We start from the raw sequence: 16075 nt of genomic DNA, 5'->3' as shown, positions 1-16075 counted from the left end.
GCGGTGACGGAGGGGTAACCCCTCACGCCGCCCTTACCCCTCCGACCAAGGCCTGAAGGCCTCGCCCACCTCCCATCCTTCCAGGATGGGGAGGGACGTAATCGATCACGCCGCCGCCAGCGCCTTCTTCCACCGTCCCAGCCGCGCGTCGCGCACTTCGGACTCCATCTGCGGCTCGAACGTCACCAGCCGCCCGCGCATGGCCTGCGCGGCTGCGCTCAGATCGGCGTACATCCCCACCCCGCACGCCGCCAGCATCGCCGCCCCCAAGGCAGTCGTCTCGACAAAGCCGGGCCGCTCGACCGTGATGCCAAGCATGTCGGCCAGATCCTGCGCCATCCAGTCATTCGCCGCCATGCCGCCATCGATCCTGAGCGTGTGCCACGGTGCGCCATCCTTGGTGAAGGCCGCGCACAGATCATGCGTCTGATGCGCCATCGCCTCCAGCGCGGCGCGCGCCAGTTCGGCCTTGCCGCTGGAGAAACTGAGCCCTGCGATCACCCCGCGCGCGTCAGCCTGCCAATGTGGCGCGCCAAGGCCCGACAGCGCGGGCACGATCACCACCCCGCCGCTATCCGGGATCGAGCGGGCCAGCGCCTCGGTCTCCTCCGCCACCTGCACAATGCCGAGCGAGTCCCTAAGCCATTGCACCAGACTGCCTGCGACGAACACCGAACCCTCAATGGCATAGGTGCGCTGGCCTTCAAGCTGGGTGAGCACTGTGCCGAGCAGGCGGTTGGTCGAGCGCGGAATGGTGCGCCCCTGACAGGTCAGCACGAAAGCGCCCGTGCCATAGGTCGCCTTGGTCTGGCCCGGCGCAAGGCACGCCTGCCCGATGGTCGCCGCCTGCTGATCGCCCGCGAGGCCCGTGATCGGGATCGCCCGGCCCAGCAAGCTGCGATCGGTCATGGCCAGCGGCCCGGCCATGTCGACCACGCCCGGCAAGGCGGCGAGCGGCACGCCGAACAGGTCGCACAGCCCTTCATCGAACTGCGCGTCCTCCAACCCCATCAGCAGGGTGCGGCTGGCGTTCGAGGCATCAGTGATATGCGCTGCCCCGCCGGTGAGCTTGTAAACGAGCCAGCTTTCGACTGTGCCGAAGGCCAGCGTGCCGGCCTGCGCCGCTGCGCGCACTTCCGGCACATTGTCGAGCATCCAGCGCATCTTGGTGCCGGAGAAATAGGGATCCAGCAGCAAGCCAGTGCGTTCCTGCACGCCCGCTTCGTGGCCCGCCGCCCGCAGTTCAGCGCAAAACGGCTCGGTGCGGCGATCCTGCCAGACAATCGCATTGGTGAGCGGCTCGCCCGTGCTGCGTTCCCACGCCACCACGGTTTCGCGCTGGTTGGTGATGCCGATGGCAGCAATGCTCGCCGCTCCGCCCGCCTTGGGGATCACCTCCAGCGCGCAGGCCAGTGTCTTGTCCCAGATCTCGCGCGGATCATGCTCGACCCAGCCCGATTGCGGGTAATGCTGCTCCAGCGGTGCCTGCGCCGAGGCAACCAGCACCCCGTCGGAGGCAAACAGCATCGCGCGGGTGGAGGTCGTGCCTTCATCGAGCACGAGGATGTAGTCGGACATGAAGCTCTCCCGTTTGCCGCTTCCTAGCCGGAGCGCGCGCGGGAAGTCGAGAACCTCTTCCCCGTCCCGGGCCTGACCCGGGACCCCGCTATCTTCAAGCTTGCCCCATCCGGAAAGGCAGCGGGGCCCCGGATCAAGTCCGGGGCGGGGGTTGCCGATAAGCCAGCGCAGGCCCAAATGGGGCGCATGGTCACGATCCCCGAAAAGCCCTGGCCCACGGGCCTCGCCGAAGCCGTCGAGCCGCTGGTGCTGCGCGTGCTCGCCCCCAATCCCTCGCCCTACACCTTCACCGGCACCCAGACCTATGTTGTCGGCGACCCGCAGGGGCCCGACTGCGCGGTGATTGATCCGGGGCCGGACGAGCCCGATCACATCGCCGCGATCCTCGCCGCCGTGGGAACACGAAAAATCCTCGCGATCATGTGCACCCACACCCACCGCGACCACTCGCCCGCCGCCGCGCCGCTGGCGGAGCGGACCGGTGCGCCGATCGTCGGCTGCGCGCCGCTGGTGCTGGCGGTGGACGGCCCGCGTTCGGACGAGGCCTTCGATCCCACCTACGCCCCCGACCGCGTATTGCTCGATGGCGAGGGGATGCGCGGCACCGGCTGGACGCTCACCGCCGTGGCCACCCCGGGCCACACCTCGAACCACCTGTGCTTCGCACTGGAAGAGAGCGGCGCGCTGTTCACCGGCGATCATGTCATGGGCTGGTCAACCAGCGTCGTCATCCCGCCCGATGGCGACATGGGCGATTACATGGCGAGCCTCGAAAAGCTGATGGCGCGCGATGATACGCGCTACCACTCGGCCCATGGCGCGGCGATCGAGAAGCCCAAACAGCTGGTGCGCGGCATGATCGGCCACCGCCGCCAGCGCGAGGCGCAGATCCTGCGTCTGCTGGGCGAGGAAGCGCGCCCGGTCAGCGGCTTCATCCCCGAGATGTACAAGGGGTTGGACCCGCGCCTGATCGGGGCGGCTGAAATGAGCGTGACCGCGCATCTGCTCGATCTGGAGAAGCGCGGGATGGCTGCGCGTGACGGCGCGGTCTGGCGGGTCGTGTAAAGCGCGCTTGCACCCTCGCCCATTTTGGTGTTCCTCTGCGTCGGGGCGCGACAGTGGGGGGCGGGATGGCCACTTTAGCACAAGGCGGCGCGTCGACCGAAGGGCCGCGCTTTTATACCGTCATGGCGTTCGTCATGGCGCTGGTGATCGTGGCGGGCTTCTCGCTCAATCTGGCGATGGGGCGATCAAGCTTTGCGCTGCCGGCCGCGTTCCATGTCCATGGCATGATCTTCATGGGCTGGCTCGGGCTGTATCTTGCGCAGGCCGTGACCATCGCAAGCGGCAATCGCGCCTTGCATCGCCAGCTGGGCAAGCTCGCCTACATCTTGATCCCGGCGATGGTCGCGGCTGGGGTGATGATCATCGTCGTTTCGATCCGCGGGACGGGCGGGCCGTTCTTCTTTGCGCAGAACGAGTTTTTCATCAGCAATCTGGCCGGGCTGCTGGTGTTCGGCGGGCTCGCATGGTGGGCGCTGCGGGTGCGGCGTCACACCGGCTGGCACCGCCGCCTGATGCTGGTGGCGATGAGCGCGCTGACCGGGCCCGGGCTCGGACGCCTGCTGCCGATGCCGCTGCTGATCCCCTATGCCTGGCCGATCGCGGTCGGGGCGAGCTTTGTGTTCGGCGCGGTCGCCATGCTGGTCGATTGGCGGACCAATGGCCGGGTGCATCCCGCCTATTGGTGGGGCATGGGCATCAATGTCGGCGGTTTCCTCGCCTCGATGGCGCTGGCCTATTCGCCCATCGGCTATGCGATTACCGAAGCGGTGATTGCCGGCACACCGGGAGCCGAACGGCCGATGGGCCCGTTCCTGCCACCGGGCTTCGCGATGTAGGGCGGGGCCCAAGCTTTTCGCTCGAAAATCGGGGGCGAGCCCCTATATCGGCGGTTCCTGAGATAACGGGGACTGACCGATGAGCCTCTTGACCCGCAACCCCACCGGCACCGATCTGCTGGCCGAGATCGACCGCCTCCGCAAGGAGAAGAACGCGGTGATCCTCGCGCATTATTACCAGACGCCGGATATTCAGGACATCGCCGACTTCGTGGGCGATTCTCTGGAGCTGTCGCGCAAGGCGGCGGCGACTGACGCGGACGTGATCGCCTTCTGCGGGGTCAAGTTCATGGCCGACACGGCGAAAATCCTCTCGCCCCAGAAGACCGTGATCCTGCCCGACATGGACGCCGGGTGCAGCCTTGAAGACAGCTGCCCGCCCGAGAAGTTCCGCGCCTTCCGCGAGGCGCACTCGGATCACATCGCGCTGACCTACATCAACTGCTCGACCGAGGTGAAAGCGCTCAGCGACATCATCGTCACTTCTTCCAGTGCCGAGACCATCCTCGCCCAGATCCCGCCCGAGCAGAAGATCATCTTCGGTCCCGACCGCCACCTTGGCGGCTATCTGGCGCGCAAGTTCAACCGCGAGATGCTGCTGTGGCCCGGCGTGTGCATCGTGCACGAGGCCTTCTCCGAGACCGAATTGCTCAAGCTGAAAGAGCAATACCCCGGCGCGCCCATCGCAGCGCACCCGGAATGCCCGCCGACGATCATCGACCACGCGGATTATGTCGGCTCGACCAGCGGCATCCTCAGCTTCGCCAAGACCTTCCCCGGCGACACCCTGATCGTCGCCACCGAGCCGCACATCATCCACCAGATGCAGAAGGCCCTGCCCGAAAAGACCTTCATCGGTGCCCCCGGCGCGGACGGGAACTGCTCGTGCAACATCTGCCCCTACATGGCGCTGAACACGATGGAGAAGCTCTACGTGGCGCTGCGCGACCTCTCGCCCCAGATCGAGATCGAGGAAGGCATCCGCCTGAAGGCGAAGCGCAGCCTCGACCGGATGCTCGAGATGGCGAGCGGGACCGTGGGGATGGGAGACTTGGGGAAGGTGCGGTTCAGTAGGGATTGAAGCCTCTCCCGTCACCCCAGCGAAAGCTGGGGCCTAGAGCAACTATTTGCTAAGCCTCTGATATGGAACGCGGTGGCTACGTCTATATCGTGACCAACAGGCGCTATGGCGTGCTCTACACCGGCGTCACCAGCGACCTCGCTGCCCGCGCGATGCAGCATCGCGAGGGTAAGGGCGGCGCCTTCACGTCCACGTACAAGTGCACCCGCCTGGTCTACATCGAGCACTACCCCACCATTGAAGAAGCCATAGCCCGCGAGAAGGCGATCAAGGCATGGAGGCGGATGTGGAAGATCGAGGCGATCGAGAAGCTGAACCCGTCTTGGGACGATCTCTTCCTCACGATCACCGCTTGAGGCCCTAGGCCCCAGCTTTCGCTGGGGTGACGAATTACGCCCTCGCCCGCGCCACCGCCAGCGCCGCGCCCACCAGCATCATCCCGACAATATCCAGCCCCGACAGCACTTCGCCGAATGCCAGCCAGCCGTAGATCGAGGCCACCGCCGGCTGGGTCAGCAGCGCCAGGCCCACCACCAGTGGCGGGAAATACTTGAGCGCGAACACCATCAGCCCCTGCCCCACCAGCTGGCTGAGCACGAAGAGGCCCACAATCGGTCCCCATGCCTGCGGCCATACCGGCTCGCCCAGCGCCAGCGCGATCACCAGCAGCACCGGCGCGCCGAACAGGCTCACCCACACCAGCAGGCTCCACGATCCGAACTGCCCGCGCGCTCCCTGCAAGGTCAGCAGGTACACCGCGTAAAGCAGCCCGGCGGCGACGCTGAACAGGTCGCCGATCAGGGTTTCGTTCGAAATCTCGAGACTGCGCCCCATCAGGATCGCCGCGCCCGCCAGCGCGAAGATGATCGCCAGCCACTCCAGCCGACCCGGCAGCGTGCGCGCGACGAGGAAGCCCCAGAACAGCAGCACGATCGAGCCGGCATTGCCGAACAGCGTTGCATTGCCCAGCCGGGTCATGCCGATCCCGATGTGCCAGCTGGCGAGATCAAGCGCGAAAGTCACCGCCCCCAGCGCCACCAGCGCGAGCGTGGTCGCAGGCATCCCCGTCAGCCGCTGGCCGTTTGCCCGCGCCAGCAGCACCAGAAACGGCAACGCCAGAAACAGCCGCCAGAACCCGGCGGCCACGGGCCCGGTATCGGCCAGACGCACGAACCACGGCCCGATCGCCAGCGCCACGTTCCCGCCAAACAGCGCGAGCAGCAGCAACCACGCCGCCGGTCGCGGCGGTTCACCGACAAGTTCTACTTGGGGGCGCTGCTCATTTTCCATGCTTGCGCCCTAGCCCTGCGACCCCCAATTGGATAGCCAACCGCAACCGGCTCACAAGGATTACCCACATATGCACGACGCACTGTTCCAGCCGCTCCAGATGGGGGCGCTCCATGCCAAGAACCGCATCCACATGGCCCCGCTCACCCGCGGTCGCGCGGCCGATCCGATGTTCACGCCCAACGAATTGATGGCGACCTATTACCGCCAGCGCGCGGGGGCGGGCATGATCCTCACCGAAGCGACCGGGATCAGCCGCGAAGGCCTGGGTTGGCCGAGCGCGCCCGGCATCTGGAGCGACGAGCAGACCGAAGCGTGGAAGGCCACCACTGCGGCGGTCCACGAGGAAGGCGGCCTCATCGTCATGCAGCTGTGGCACATGGGCCGCATCGTCCACCCCGTGTTCCTCGATGGCCAGCCGCCCTTCTCGGCCAGCGCCACCACCGCGCCGGGCGAGGCGCACACGCCGACCGGCAAGCAACCCTATGCGCAGGCGCGCGAAATGACGCATGAGGACATCAAGCGCACGATCAGCGATTATCGCCGCGCGGCCGAGAACGCCAAGAAAGCGGGCTTTGACGGGGTCCAGCTTCACGGTGCGAATGGCTATCTCGTCGACCAGTTCCTGCGCGACAACACCAACCTGCGCACCGACGAATATGGCGGCAGCCCCGAAAACCGCACCCGCTTCATGCGCGAAGTGCTGGAAGCGCTGATCGACGTATGGGGTGCGGACCGCGTCGGTATCCGGCTCTCGCCCAATGGCGATTCGCAAGGGGCCGATGACAGCAACCCGCCCGCAACCTTCGGCGCGGCGGCGAAGGTGTGCGAGGAACTCGGCCTCGCCTTCGTCGAACTGCGCGAGCCGGGCCCGAACGGGACCTTCGGCCAGACCGATGTGCCCAAGCAGAGCCCGCTGATCCGTCAGATCTACACCGGCAAGCTGATCCTCAACTCGGATTACACCGCCGAGGAAGCCGTCGCCGATGTGACAAGCGGCAAGTGCGATGCGGTGAGCTTTGGCCGGCCCTATATCTCCAACCCCGATCTCGAAAAGCGGATCGCAGTGGGCGCGCACTGGAACCCGAACAAGGATGTGCCCAAGAGCTGGTACTTCCCGATTCCCCAAGGCTACACCGACTACCCCACTCTGGAAGAAGAACAGGCCGAAGCGGCGGAGTAAAACAACACTGGCGGAACACCCCTTCTTCCCCCCTCCCCTTGCGGGAGGGGCCGGGGGAGGGGTGCGAGGCCGCAGGCCCCGCCACGTTGACGCTGGCGTGGAAGCCCCTCCCCCCGACCCCCTCCCGCAAGGGGAGGGGGAGGATTAGCGTTGCGGCTGATCCGGCGCGGCCGCGGCAGGGGCGGCTTCGGCCCCTTCGCTTGGTTGAGCACCGTCGATCCCCGGTACCGGAGTCACTTCGGGCTGCTCGGCGTCGATATCACCGGTCGGGATGGCCTGCCGCGGCGCGAGCGGGGCCTGCGATTCGAGCTGCTCCAACGGGATCATCGCATCGCTGATCGAGCCTGCGAGCACCTCGCCCGATGCCTCTCCCCGCTGCTCACCAGACGTGGCTGCATCCTCGGTGCAGGCCGAAGCGAGGAGAGCAAGGACAAGGATCGCGGCGCGGGTCATCGGCACGCTCTTTTCGCCGCGGCGTCCAATGCGTCAAGGAAATCATCGCTCGCAGCGATCAGCGCTGCGTCCCATTCCGGCGCCGAAACCTGCAAACCCAGCTTCGCGAGACTGGTCACGCCATATTCGGCGATCCCGCAAGGCACAATCCCGCCGAAGTGCGACAGATCCGGGTCGAGATTGACCGAAAAGCCGTGCATCGTCACCCAGCGCCGCACCCGGACGCCGATCGCGCCGATCTTGGCTTCGCGCCCGTCAATGTCCCTGGTCCAGATGCCGACGCGGCCTTCGGCCCGCCAGCTTTCCACGCCAAAGCGGGCGAGCGTAGCGATCACCCAGCCTTCAATCGCATGGACGAAGCAGCGCACATCCTTGCCGCGCTTGGCGAGATCGAGCACGAGATAGCCCACCCGTTGACCCGGCCCATGGTAGGTGTAGCGCCCGCCGCGTCCGGCTTCGACCACTTCGAAGCGCGGATCGACCAGCTCTGCCGGATCTGCGCTGGTGCCGGCGGTGTAGACCGGGGGATGTTCGAGCAGCCACACCAGCTCCGCCGCCTCACCCGCGAAGACAGCTGCATTGCGCGCTTCCATCGCCGCCAGCGCAGCCGCGTAGGCCACAGGCGCGCTCTCACGGCGCCATTCAATCGGATATGCAACGCCGGGGACAGGAGCAGTGCTTGCCATGGCGCATCGGTGGGGGCATTGAGCGGCGAGATCAAGAGGCGATTGCGCTTTGCGCGGGCTTCGGAACTTCTGGGGATCGGAACAGCGCAGATGGCACATGGCAAGCTCGATATGGGGAAGGCCTGGACACAGGCGACAGCGCTGATTGGCCTGAACCGTGACACGATCGGCGCGATTGCGGGGCTGTTTTTCTTCCTGCCCTCGATGGCCAGTGCGCTGTTCGTGCCGGTCACCGCGATCACGCCCGCTCCGCCGGCAGGATCGGGCGGCGAGGACCCGGCTGTGGTGATGCATGCCGCGGTCGATCAGATGGCGGCGCTCTACGCCGATAACTGGCCGATCCTGCTCGCTGTCTTCGCCATGCAGTTCATCGGTTCGATGAGCCTGTTTGCCCTGCTGACCGACCGCGGCAATCCCACCGTGGGCGAAGCGCTGGCGACCGGGATCAAGGGCCTGCCAAGCTATATCGCGGCGCAATTGATCACGGTGATCGGCGCGTCGCTGGCCATCGGCCTGCCGCTTGGCCTGGTGTCGGCGCTGGGCGGCGAGGCGGTGGCGCTGCTGGCGATCCTGGCCGCGCTGGTGGCGATCATCTATCTCATGGTGAAGGTCTCGCTGGCAGCCCCCGTGATCGCCATCGAAGGCCAGCGCAATCCCTTCACCGCGCTGGTGCGGTCGTGGCAACTGACCAAGGGGAACAGCGTGCGCATAGCGGTCTTCATTGCGCTGCTGGTGGTGGTGATCGGGATCATTTCGGCTCTGGTTTCCGGGATCGTCACTCTGATCCTCGCAGCGGTGGGCGGCGGCGTGGCGACCATTGGCGGGGCGGCGGTCAACGCGCTGGTCAATGCGCTGCTGACCGCGCTGTTCGTGGTGGTGACGGTGGCGATCTACCGGCAGCTGAGCGACGATCTGCCCCAGCGCGCCGCCGACGTTTTCGAATAGCGCCGCTTTGCCAAGCCGATGGCCGACCCTGACCCCAAGCTGACCTCCACCGCCCCAACCAGCGCAATCCCGCCATCGCGCATGGTGTTGCTGTTCATGGTCATGCTGGTGACAGCGGCCGGCAACACCGCCATGCAATCGGTAATGCCGTCGATTGGCACGGCGTTGCGGGTCGATGATGTGTGGATCAGCTTGGCCTATAGCTGGTCGGCGCTGCTCTGGGTGGTGTGCGCACCCTTCTGGGCGCGGCGGTCGGACCAGCGTGGGCGCAAGGCGATGATGGCGCTGGGGCTGACCGGCTTTATCGTTTCCTTCGTGCTGTGCGGCGCGGCCTTGTGGGCGGGGCTTTCGGGCGTTTTGTCCGCGGTCTGGACACTGATCGCCTTTGCAGCCGCGCGGAGCCTGTATGGCGGGTTCGGCAGCGCCGCGCCGCCGGCGGTGCAGGCCTATGTCGCCTCACGCACCCCGCGCGCGGAACGCACGCAGGCGCTGTCCCTGATCGCATCAAGCTTTGGCCTTGGCACGGTGATCGGACCGGCGCTGGCGCCGCTGATGGTGGTGCCGTTTCTCGGGCTCGGGCTGACCGGCCCGTTCCTTGCCTTTGCAGCGATTGGGGCCGTCGCGCTCGTGCTGCTGCGGCTGCGCCTGCCCAATGACGAGCCCCAATATGCCGCGCGCGGACAGGCCGTCGCCTATTCGAGCGGAACGGGCGCACCCGTCGACCCGCAGGAGACGCCCGAGCTGGAAGACGCCGCCTCCTCCGAGCCGCCGCGCCTCAGCTGGCGCGACCCGCGGCTGCGGCCCTGGGTGTTCGCGGGGTTCTTCGGCGGCCACGCGCAGGCGATGGTGCTGGGAATTTCGGGCTTTCTGGTGCTCGATCGGCTGGGCCTGCGCGAGACGCCCACCGATGGCGCCGGGCCGGTCGGGCTGGTGCTGATGAGCGGAGCTATTGCCACGCTGCTGGCGCAATGGGGCCTGATCCCGCGCTTCGATCTCGGCCCGCGCGCGGCGACCTTGTGGGGGATCACGACGGCGGCGCTGGGCACGGTCATTCTGGCGATTGCGGGCGATCTGCATCTGATCGCGTTGGGCTATGCCATCGCCTCGTTGGGCTTCGGACTGTTCCGCCCCGGCACCACGGCGGGCACCTCTCTCGCGGTCACCCGCGCCGAGCAGGGACAGGCCAGCGGTATCGTCGCATCACTGGCGGGGGCGAGCTACATCTATGCACCTGCGCTGGGCGTATGGCTCTACGGCCACTCCGACTGGCTCGGTTTCGGGCTGATCGTCGCCCTGTGCGCCATCGTGCTGGCGCACGGATGGTTCGCGCTTCAGGCCGATAGAGAGCTTACGAGAGAGCGAAGCTAGCTGCTTTCCGTTCGCCTCGAGCGCAGTCGAGAGGCCGGTTAGAAGTGTCCCGACCTCGTTCGACACGAACGGAGATCAAAGAATCTCCAAAACCACATCCTGCGGGCGGCAGAGGCGCACGCCCTTGTCGGTCTCGACCAGCGGGCGTTCGATCAGTTTGGGGTCGGCCACCATCGCCGACAGCACCGTCGCGTCGTCAGCCTCGATCAGGCCGCGCTCGGCTGCATCCGTGCCGCGCAGACGCAGCCCTTGCTGAGGCGTGATCCCCGCGTCGCGATAGAGCTGCGCGAGCTTCTCGGCCGAAGGCGGGGTCTTGAGATACTCCACCACCGTCACCTCAACCTGGCTGAGGTTTTCGAGGATCGCCAAGGTCTTCCTCGACGTGCCGCAAGCCGGATTGTGCCAGATTGTCGCCTTCATTGCCGCCATTCCTGCGATTGAACCGCCCTGTTCCTAAGCGAGCCGCGACACGAATGCCACAGCGTGTTGAGAATCACTCTCGCAAGCTGCGAGCGCTTGCAGATGCGAGTAAGTTGCAATAGCTGGCCTTCCACATTGTCTGAAAGGTACCCCATGATTCTCCGCGCCGCGCGCTGTGCCCTGTTCCTCGGCTGCGCCAGCATTGCCTTCCCGGCGCTCGCCGACACGGCCCCGGACCTCAGCGCCACCGCTGCGGCGGACAGCGCGGAGGCCGACGACACCGGAGAGCGCGGCCCCAATATCATCGTCACCGGCACCGTGCTCTATGCCGACCAGATCAACGCCCTGCGCACCCCCACGCCGATCATCGACGTGCCGCAATCGCTTTCGATCACCACCGCCGACCAGATCGTGCGGCAGGGCTTCGACAGCATCGGCGATATCGTCAACTACACCCCCGGCGTCACCAACTCGCAGGGCGAAGGCCACCGCGATTCCGTGGTGTTCCGCGGTGTCCGCTCCACCGCCGACTTCTTTGTCGACGGAGTGCGCGACGATGTCGAATACTACCGCGGCCTCTACAATCTCGAACAGGTCGAGATCCTGCGCGGCCCCAATGCCCTGCTGTTCGGCCGGGGCGGAACCGGGGGCATTCTCAACCGCGTGACCAAGAAGGGCGTGGTGGGGGAGACCTTCGGCGGCGTGCGCGCCTCGGTCGATACCTTCGGCGCTCATGACATCTGGGCCGATCTCAATCTGGCGACCAGCGACACCTCGGCGCTGCGGATCAACGCCGCCTATGAGTATCTCGACAATCACCGCGACCTGTTCGATGGCGAGCAGATCAGCATCAATCCGACCTTCCGCGCCGAACTCGGCAGTGCGACCACGATCGACCTCAGCTACGAATATCTTGATCACGAACGCTTCATCGATCGCGGCATTCCGACGGACGACAATGGCGATCCCGTGCGGGCGCTGAAGCGCATCACCTTTGGCGATCCCGACAACAATTATGCGACTTTCAAGGCGCATGTGCTGCGCGGTACGGTGCAGCACAGCTTTTCGGACAACCTCAAGGGCAACTTCACCGCTTCGTGGGGTGACTATTCCAAGGTCTACGCCAACTATTTCCCCGTCGGCTACACGCCCGCGACCAACATCGTCGCGATGGACGGCTATATCGACACCAACCAGCGCCAGAACCTCGTGCTGTCGGGCAACCTGATCGGCGAGTTTGCCACGGGCGGAATCGGCCACACGCTGATCGTCGGCGGCGAATATATCGACACCAGCAACAACAATGACCGCTTCAACGCGGTGTTCGACACAGCGGTCGCCGATGGCCGCCGCGCCGATGTCGAGTTCTTCTCGGCGGTGCGGCCCTTCCCGCTGCGCGGCGGGGTCGGCACGCTGGCCAACGGCCGCACGACGCGGGTCGGGTTCACCGCGCTCAACGATGATACCGAGGCGGATCTGACCGTCTTCTCGGCCTATATCCAGGACGAGGTGAAGGTGGCCGATTGGCTGCGGGTGGTGCTCGGCGCGCGGTTTGACAGCTTTGAAATCACCGTGCTCGACAACCGCACCGGCGCGGTGCGCACCCGCAAGGACGAGGAAGTGACGCCCCGGGTCGGGGTGATCCTCAAGCCGCAGGACAACCTTTCGCTCTACGGCAGCTATTCGGAAACCTTCCTGCCGCGCTCGGGCGATCAGTTCGCCGACATCAATCCGCCCAATGATGCGCTCGATCCCGATACCTTCTCGAACCTTGAAGCGGGCGTGAAGTGGGACATCCGCCCGGACCTCGCGCTGACGGCGGCGGTGTTCCAGATCGAGCAATCCTCACCGCAGGTGGCGGACAACAATCCCGATACGCTGGACGTGATCGATTCCCGGATTCGCGGGTTCGAGGCGCAGTTCCAGGGGCAGGTGATCCCGGGCTGGTTCCTCACCGCAGGCTATTCCTATCTCGATGGCGAACAGCAGAGCCGCACGGGCCCCACCGGGCGCCGGGTGCGCGAATTGCCGGAGCATATGTTCTCGATCTGGAACAATGTGCAGGCGACCGATCAGCTCGGTTTCGGGTTGGGCCTGACAGCGCAGGACGAGACCTTTGCCGATAATGGCAACACCGCCACCCTGCCGGCCTATGCGCGGGTCGATATGGCGGCGTTCTACGATGTGAACCCGAACCTGCGGGTGCAGGTGAATGTCGAGAACCTGCTGGACACGCTCTATTTCCCGACGGCCCACTCGGCTGACGAACTGACTGTCGCCCCGCCGATCAACGCGCGGCTGACGGTGTCGGCACGCTTCTAGGACTCTATTCCGGGGTAGTCACCCGCAGCGCCGGGACGGCCTTGGCGGCGTCCTCGGGGCTGATGCCGGGGGCAGGCGCGGCGCTGATGCGCTCCTGCCGCTGGGCCACGCGGCCCGCCTGCTCCACGGCCTTGATCAGCCGCGGGTAGACCCCGCAGCGGCAGATATTGGGAACCGCGGCGTCGATATCCTCACGGGTCGGCGCCGGGTTGCGCTGGAGCAGCGCGGCAATCGCGATGGCGATGCCGGGGGTGCAATAGCCGCACTGGATCGCCTGCTGCGCCACCAACGCCTGCTGCACGGGATGCGCACGATCGCGCGACAACCCCTCGATGGTCGTGATCAAACGCCCCTCAGCCTCGGCCAGCGTGATCGCGCAGGACCGCAGCGCAACCCCGTCGACCAGCACCATGCACGCGCCCGAACACGCCGCCCCGCCACCACAGGCCTTGGTGCCAGTGAGGTTCATCGCCTCCCGCAGCGCGTAGAGCAACGGCATGCGGGGATCGAGGTCGAACTCGACCGGCCGCTCGTTGACGGTCATGCGGGACATGCGATGGGCCTAGAGCGGGCTTACTGCCGCCAGCTATCGTCGATCTTGTCGACCCGGCGCTTCCATGCCTCGAAATCGAACAGCCCGGCACCGCCCTGCCCCGCCATCACCGACAGGTCGCGCTGGTGAACGTCGATCACCTCTTGCGGGACGAGCACGGGGTTGCCCATGCCGAGCGTCGCCACCTGAATCTCGCAGGCGCGCTGGAGCGCCCACATCTTGACGAACATCCCCTGGATGGTGCGGTCCATCACCACCGGGCCGTGGTTGCGCAGCATCAGGATCGTGTGATTGCCGAGGTTCTTGACCAGCCGCTCACCTTCTTCCGGGCGGACGGTGACGCCCTCGAAGTCGTGATATCCGATCTGGCCCTGGAAATTGCAGGCGTAGAAATTGGTCGGCAGCAAGCCGTCCTTGTGGCTCGCCACAGCCATCGTCGCGGTGGTGTGGACGTGGCAGATCGCATCGGCGCGGCCGCCCAGATGCTTGTGGAAATAGCCGTGCTGGGTGAAGCCCGCCTTGTTCACCATATAGGGCGAGCCGCCGACATTATTGCCCTCAACATCGATCTTGACGAGGTTGCTCGCCGTCACTTCGCTATACAGCAGCCCGAAGGGGTTGATCAGGAAGGTATCTTTCTCCCCCGGCACCTTCAGGGAGATGTGGTTGTAGATTGATTCCGACCAACCGAGGTGGTCGAAGATCCGATAGCAGGCCGCCAGATCGAGCCGCGCCTGCCACTCTTCCTTGCTGCATTCGATTGTCGGTTTGAGCTGGGTAGCCATGGCTGATCCTCTCCGTCTGTCCTTCGCACCAGCTATCGCACGCTGAGGGAATGCTTTGCAAGCCGCGAGGCCTGCGGCTAGGCCTTGGCGACGATGAATGCACCCGCTCTATCTTCTGCGAAACTGGTCAGCGGCAGCATTCCCGGACATCTGGTCAGTCAGACCTTGCCCGCTGTCATCGGCGTCGCCGCGATCATGTCGATCGGGATCGTCGATGCCTATTTCATCGGGCAATTGGGCAGCGCACCGCTGGCCGCGATCAGCTTCATTTTCCCGGTCACCGTGGCGAGCACCTCGTTGGGTGTCGGGGTGATGGTCGGGATCAATTCGGTGGTCGCCCGCGCCCTGGGCGAAGGCGATTTCGACCGGGCCGCGCGGCGGGCCAATTTCGGGATCGTGTTCGCGGTCCTGTGCGGGCTGGTGATGGGCCTTGGCCTGTGGCTGCTGATCGATCCGATCTTCACGGCGATGAATGCGCCGCCCGCACTCATGCCGCTGATCCGCGCCTATATGACCCCCTATGCCTGCGGCTTCCCGCTGAGCCTCGCGATCATGGGCTTCAACGGCGTGCTGCGCGGACAGGGGGAGGCCAAGCGGACCAGCACCGTCAGCATCGCCTATGCGGCGGCCAACTGGGTGCTCAACCCGATCCTGATCATGGGCGGGTTCGGGTTCGAGGGCTTCGGGATTGCAGGCTCTGCCTGTGCGACCGTGATCGGCTGGGGCATCGGCGTGCTGACCGCGCTCGTGCTGCTGCGCGGAACGCCATTGCCCTTGAACCTTGCCTTGCTGCGCGATTGCAGCCTGATCGACCCGGCAAAAGCAATCATCCGCGTCGGGCTGCCGGCGGCGTTCTCCAATGCGATCAACCCGCTGGGCCTTGCCATTCTGACATCGCTGGTGGCGCTGGAAAGCGAAGCCGCAGTGGCGGGCTTTGGCGCGGCAGGGCGCTTGCAGAGCTTCGTGATCGTCCCCCTGCTCGGCCTGTCGGGCGCGATTGGCGCGATTGTCGGCCAGAACTGGGGCGCGGGCCGCCATGACCGGGCGCGCGAGGCGGCGCTCTATGCCGCAGGCTTCTGCGTCGTGTGGGGGCTGCTGATCGCGGTCGGAATGGTGGCCGCGGGCGAACGCTTCGCCAAGGTCTTCACCGACGATCCCGCCGTGATCGCCGAATTTGCGCTCTACCTGAAAATCGCCGCCTGGGGCTATGCCGGGTTCGGGCTGCTGATCGTCGGCAACGGGATCATGAATGCGGTCGACAAGGCGGGCTTTGCACTGGCCCAGTCGGTCGCTCGGGTGTTTCTGGTCATGCTGCCGGTGGCACTGGTTTTGCAGCCTTGGATGGGCAGCGCAGCGATCTACACCGCAGAGCTTGCCGCCAATCTCTTCGGGGCGGTTTCCGCCGTGATGCTGGTGCGGCATATCTTTGTCAGAAATTCCGCAGCTTGGGTGCGACGCTAGGCGCTTGTTAACCAACGCTGGCGCATAGCCCTGCCCATAAGGGCTAAGA

The 16075-nt window shown here is 65.9% G+C and carries 16 protein-coding genes; 9 read left to right on the top strand and 7 right to left on the bottom strand.

Going from position 1 to position 16075, the window contains the following annotated elements; genetic code table 11:
- Window positions 1-105 precede the first annotated feature (105 nt).
- On the bottom strand, window positions 106-1578 hold the full coding sequence (gene glpK, locus ACLBKT_RS00990; RefSeq protein ID WP_410181126.1) for a glycerol kinase GlpK: 1473 nt from the start codon (window positions 1576-1578) through the stop codon (window positions 106-108).
- Between the two features lie 186 nt (window positions 1579-1764).
- Here glpK and ACLBKT_RS00985 point away from each other — a divergent pair, with 186 nt between their 5' ends.
- From ACLBKT_RS00985 to ACLBKT_RS00970, 4 genes are all read left to right on the top strand, one after another.
- Window positions 1765-2643, top strand: coding sequence for an MBL fold metallo-hydrolase (locus ACLBKT_RS00985; protein ID WP_410181125.1), 879 nt, complete (start codon window positions 1765-1767; stop codon window positions 2641-2643).
- A gap of 65 nt (window positions 2644-2708) precedes the next feature.
- On the top strand, window positions 2709-3479 hold the full coding sequence (locus tag ACLBKT_RS00980) for a hypothetical protein (protein WP_410181124.1): 771 nt from the start codon (window positions 2709-2711) through the stop codon (window positions 3477-3479).
- Window positions 3480-3558: 79 nt separating this feature from the next.
- Entirely contained in the window at window positions 3559-4560 is a 1002-nt protein-coding gene (nadA, locus tag ACLBKT_RS00975; RefSeq protein ID WP_410181123.1) for a quinolinate synthase NadA, read from the top strand.
- A gap of 62 nt (window positions 4561-4622) precedes the next feature.
- Window positions 4623-4916 carry a GIY-YIG nuclease family protein gene (locus ACLBKT_RS00970; RefSeq protein ID WP_410181122.1) on the top strand — a complete coding sequence of 98 codons (294 nt, stop codon included), beginning with the start codon at window positions 4623-4625 and terminating at the stop codon, window positions 4914-4916.
- A 34-nt stretch (window positions 4917-4950) separates the two neighbouring features.
- Here ACLBKT_RS00970 and ACLBKT_RS00965 read toward each other — a convergent pair whose 3' ends face one another.
- On the bottom strand, window positions 4951-5850 hold the full coding sequence (locus ACLBKT_RS00965; RefSeq protein WP_410181121.1) for a DMT family transporter: 900 nt from the start codon (window positions 5848-5850) through the stop codon (window positions 4951-4953).
- Between the two features lie 70 nt (window positions 5851-5920).
- Between ACLBKT_RS00965 and ACLBKT_RS00960 the strand changes: the two genes are divergently transcribed.
- The gene (locus tag ACLBKT_RS00960) at window positions 5921-7033 is read left to right on the top strand and encodes an alkene reductase (RefSeq protein WP_410181120.1); all 1113 of its coding nucleotides are present in this window, start codon (window positions 5921-5923) and stop codon (window positions 7031-7033) included.
- Window positions 7034-7177: 144 nt separating this feature from the next.
- On the opposite strand, the gene ACLBKT_RS00955 is transcribed toward ACLBKT_RS00960, so the two are convergent.
- Both ACLBKT_RS00955 and lipB read right to left on the bottom strand, forming a co-directional pair.
- Complete coding sequence (locus ACLBKT_RS00955; protein WP_410181119.1) at window positions 7178-7486, bottom strand: hypothetical protein; 309 nt, start codon at window positions 7484-7486, stop codon at window positions 7178-7180.
- Window positions 7483-8172: a lipoyl(octanoyl) transferase LipB gene (gene lipB / locus ACLBKT_RS00950; protein WP_410181118.1), complete on the bottom strand. Its 690-nt coding sequence runs from the start codon at window positions 8170-8172 to the stop codon at window positions 7483-7485. Before lipB ends, ACLBKT_RS00955 begins: the two co-directional genes overlap by 4 nt.
- Before the next feature lie 90 nt (window positions 8173-8262).
- Between lipB and ACLBKT_RS00945 the strand changes: the two genes are divergently transcribed.
- Window positions 8263-9117, top strand: a complete 855-nt coding sequence (locus ACLBKT_RS00945) for a glycerophosphoryl diester phosphodiesterase membrane domain-containing protein (RefSeq protein WP_410181117.1) — start codon at window positions 8263-8265, stop codon at window positions 9115-9117.
- Between the two features lie 18 nt (window positions 9118-9135).
- Window positions 9136-10485 (top strand): MFS transporter, encoded by a 1350-nt coding sequence (locus tag ACLBKT_RS00940; protein ID WP_410181116.1) that lies wholly within the window; start codon window positions 9136-9138, stop codon window positions 10483-10485.
- Window positions 10486-10560: 75 nt separating this feature from the next.
- Here the strand turns inward: ACLBKT_RS00940 and arsC are convergent, their stop codons facing one another.
- Window positions 10561-10905: an arsenate reductase (glutaredoxin) gene (gene arsC / locus ACLBKT_RS00935; protein WP_410181115.1), complete on the bottom strand. Its 345-nt coding sequence runs from the start codon at window positions 10903-10905 to the stop codon at window positions 10561-10563.
- Window positions 10906-11058: 153 nt separating this feature from the next.
- On the opposite strand from arsC, the gene ACLBKT_RS00930 reads away from it, so the two are divergent.
- Entirely contained in the window at window positions 11059-13227 is a 2169-nt protein-coding gene (locus ACLBKT_RS00930) for a TonB-dependent receptor (RefSeq protein ID WP_410181114.1), read from the top strand.
- Window positions 13228-13231: 4 nt separating this feature from the next.
- Here ACLBKT_RS00930 and ACLBKT_RS00925 read toward each other — a convergent pair whose 3' ends face one another.
- Both ACLBKT_RS00925 and ACLBKT_RS00920 read right to left on the bottom strand, forming a co-directional pair.
- Window positions 13232-13780 carry a (2Fe-2S)-binding protein gene (locus ACLBKT_RS00925; RefSeq protein WP_410181113.1) on the bottom strand — a complete coding sequence of 183 codons (549 nt, stop codon included), beginning with the start codon at window positions 13778-13780 and terminating at the stop codon, window positions 13232-13234.
- 20 nt (window positions 13781-13800) lie between these two features.
- The gene (locus ACLBKT_RS00920; protein WP_410181112.1) at window positions 13801-14565 is read right to left on the bottom strand and encodes a class II aldolase/adducin family protein; all 765 of its coding nucleotides are present in this window, start codon (window positions 14563-14565) and stop codon (window positions 13801-13803) included.
- Window positions 14566-14658: 93 nt separating this feature from the next.
- On the opposite strand from ACLBKT_RS00920, the gene ACLBKT_RS00915 reads away from it, so the two are divergent.
- Window positions 14659-16026, top strand: a complete 1368-nt coding sequence (locus tag ACLBKT_RS00915; protein ID WP_410181111.1) for an MATE family efflux transporter — start codon at window positions 14659-14661, stop codon at window positions 16024-16026.
- Window positions 16027-16075: the final 49 nt, after the last annotated feature.

Origin of the sequence: Erythrobacter sp. W302b, assembly GCF_046452395.1 — a bacterium.
Taxonomy (GTDB): domain Bacteria; phylum Pseudomonadota; class Alphaproteobacteria; order Sphingomonadales; family Sphingomonadaceae; genus Erythrobacter.
Note: the sequence above shows the minus strand (reverse complement) of the source record. Positions and strands in the feature narration are given on the sequence as shown.